This is a genomic window from Candidatus Frankia nodulisporulans (assembly GCF_902806475.1).
Classification (GTDB): Bacteria; Actinomycetota; Actinomycetes; order Frankiales; family Frankiaceae; genus Frankia; species Frankia umida.
Genome location: NZ_CADCWS010000396.1, coordinates 1 through 2,570, shown reverse-complemented (window position 1 = coordinate 2,570; position 2,570 = coordinate 1). Strand labels below are relative to the sequence as shown.

The window sequence follows — 2,570 nt, the reverse complement described above, 5'->3', positions numbered from 1 at the left end:
TGACGGACGCCGCGACGGCGCGGATCGTGGCGGGCGAGGACGGGCCGCCCACGCGGCGACAGCTGCGCGCCGAGCTCGGTGTCGTGCTGGGGATGTCCTTCGCGGCGTCGGCGCTCTACGCGATCATCCGCTATGTCGGTGTGCTGACCCGTCCCGGTCCGGTCCGCTCCCAGGCCGCGCAGCTCAACGGGTCGGCGGCCCCCGGCCGGCCGTGGCTGGACCTCGCCCTGCAGCTCGCCGGCGTGCTCACCGGCGTCATGCCGGTGCTGCTCGCGCTCTACCTGCTCGTCCGGCACGGCGGCGGGCGGCGGGCGATCGGGCTGGACGGCGCGAGCCCCGGCCGCGACAGCGCGCTGGGGGCGCTGCTGGCCGCCGGGATCGGCGGGATCGGCCTTGGTTTCTATCTGCTGGCCTGGCACAGCGGGGCCAACCTCACGGTGGCGCCGTCCGGGCTGCCGGACGTCTGGTGGCGCATCCCCGTCCTGGTGCTCAGCGCCTGGCAGAACGGGATCGCCGAAGAGGTGGTCGTCACGGGCTACCTGCTGGTCCGGCTGCGCGAACTAGACGTCGCACCCCGGTGGGCGCTGGTGGCGAGCGCGGTGCTGCGCGGTTCGTACCACCTCTACCAGGGGCTCGGCGGATTCTTCGGCAATCTGGCGATGGGCCTGCTGTTCGGACGGCTGTTCCAGCGCCGCGGCCGAGTGCTACCGCTCGTGATCGCCCACTCGCTGATCGACACCGTCGCGTTCGTCGGCTACGTCGTGCTCGTCGGGAAGGTCTCCTGGATTCCCGCGCCGCGTTAAGGTTAACGGTAGGGAAAGTCGCGTAGTCCATCTCGTGTGTGTCACTTGCTCTCCATGTGTCTCATCGCCCTTAAGACGGGTAGTCGCGGGGTGGTCGTCCGTCGACCAGTGGGCCGCTGATCGCAGCGGTGCACGGGCACGGGCCAGGTCTGGGCTGCGGCTGGGAGCTGGACGAAAGGACAGGTCATGGCGGTCACCGTCCGGGAGATCGAACGTAAGTACGCCGTCACACCGGCGTTTGTGCTGCCGCGTCTCGGCGCGGTCAGCGGCGTGGTCACCGCTCGGACCCGCCGCACCGTCAGCCTCGAGGCCGTCTACTACGACACCGATGACCTGCGTCTGGCCCGCAACCGGATCACGCTGCGGCGGCGTACCGGCGGAGCCGACGCCGGATGGCACCTGAAGCTGCCGGTGCGGGTCGGCCAGCGCGACGAGCTGCGGCTGCCGCTCACCGCGAGCGAAGGCAAGATCCAGATCGCCGAGGGCGCCCGGCACACCCCGCCGGCCGAGTTCGTCGATCTGGTCGCGGTGCACGCGCGCGGGGCGCAGCTGCGTCCGGTCGCCCGGCTGCGCACGCTGCGCACCGCCCGCCGGCTGCGCGACGCCACCGGCTCGGACCTCGCCGAGGTGGTCGACGACCAGGTCAGCGCGCAGACTCTCGGCGAGTCGACCACGCTGAGCACCTGGCGGGAGATCGAGGTGGAGCTGGTCGACGGCGGCCCCGAGGTGCTCGACGCCGTCGAGGAACTGCTGTTCGCGGCCGGCGCGGTGACCGCCGCCGACTCGTCGAAACTCGCCCGGCTGCTCGGCCCGGCCCTGGCCGCCGGCCCCGGGCCGGATCTGCCCACCGCCCCTCGGCGGCTGCGGCGCTCACGGCCCGCCGGCGAGGTCGTCCGGGCCTACCTGATCGAACAGGTGCGCGCCCTGCTCGCCGCCGACCCTCGGGTCCGCCTCGACGAACCCGAGGCCGTGCACCGGATGCGGGTCGCCTGCCGCCGAGCCCGCAGCGCCCTGCGGATCTTCGCCCCGCTGTTCCCGGCCCGGACGATCGCGCAGCTCGACATCGAGCTGCGCGATCTCGCCGGAGCGCTGTCCGCCGCCCGCGACGCCGAGGTCCAGCTCGCCTACTTCGACGGACGGGTCGCGGAGCTGCCCGCCGCCCTCGTCGCCGGCGAGGTGCACGAGGTGGTCCGCGCCCACCTTGACGCGGGCCTCGCGGCCGGTCGCGAGCAGGCCCTGGAGATGCTGCGTAGTGAGCGGTACCTCACCCTGATCGACAGCCTGCTCGCCCTGGTCCAGGCGCCGCTGACCGGCAGGGCCCGCAAGCCGGCCCGCAGCGTGCTGCCCACACTCGTCCACCGCGCCGACCGGGCGCTCGCCCGCAAGGTGAGCGCCGCCGCCCGGCTGCCCGTCGGCCATGAGCGGGACGAGCTGCTGCACACCGCCCGTAAGCAGGCTAAGCGGCTGCGCTACGCCGCCGAGATCGTGAGCCCGCTGTACGGGACGAAGGCGGCGAAGCTCGCCGATGCGGCGGCACAGGCACAGGAGCTGCTCGGCATCCATCAGGACGCCACGGTCGCCCGTGACCTGCTGCGCGCCTGGGGCATCGCCGCCTAGGCGCAGAGCAGTCCCACCGCGTTCACCCTCGGTGTGCTCTACGGGCTCGAGGAGTGCCGTGGCCGGCTGGCGGAGCGTGACTTCTTCGACGCCTGGCCGGCGATCTCCGCCCCCCGCCACCGCGGCTGGCTGGCCTAGCCCCTACGGCTG

General features: G+C 73.3%; 1 protein-coding gene and 1 pseudogene. Both read left to right on the top strand.

All coding sequences use genetic code 11. From position 1 onward, the window contains the following. Nucleotides 1-23 precede the first annotated feature (23 nt). Complete coding sequence (locus tag G6R24_RS20155) at nt 24-803, top strand: CPBP family intramembrane glutamic endopeptidase (protein WP_338084483.1); 780 nt, start codon at nt 24-26, stop codon at nt 801-803. Between the two features lie 186 nt (nt 804-989). Then, nucleotides 990-2,558: pseudogene (locus tag G6R24_RS20150) on the top strand (CYTH and CHAD domain-containing protein). Nucleotides 2,559-2,570: the final 12 nt, after the last annotated feature.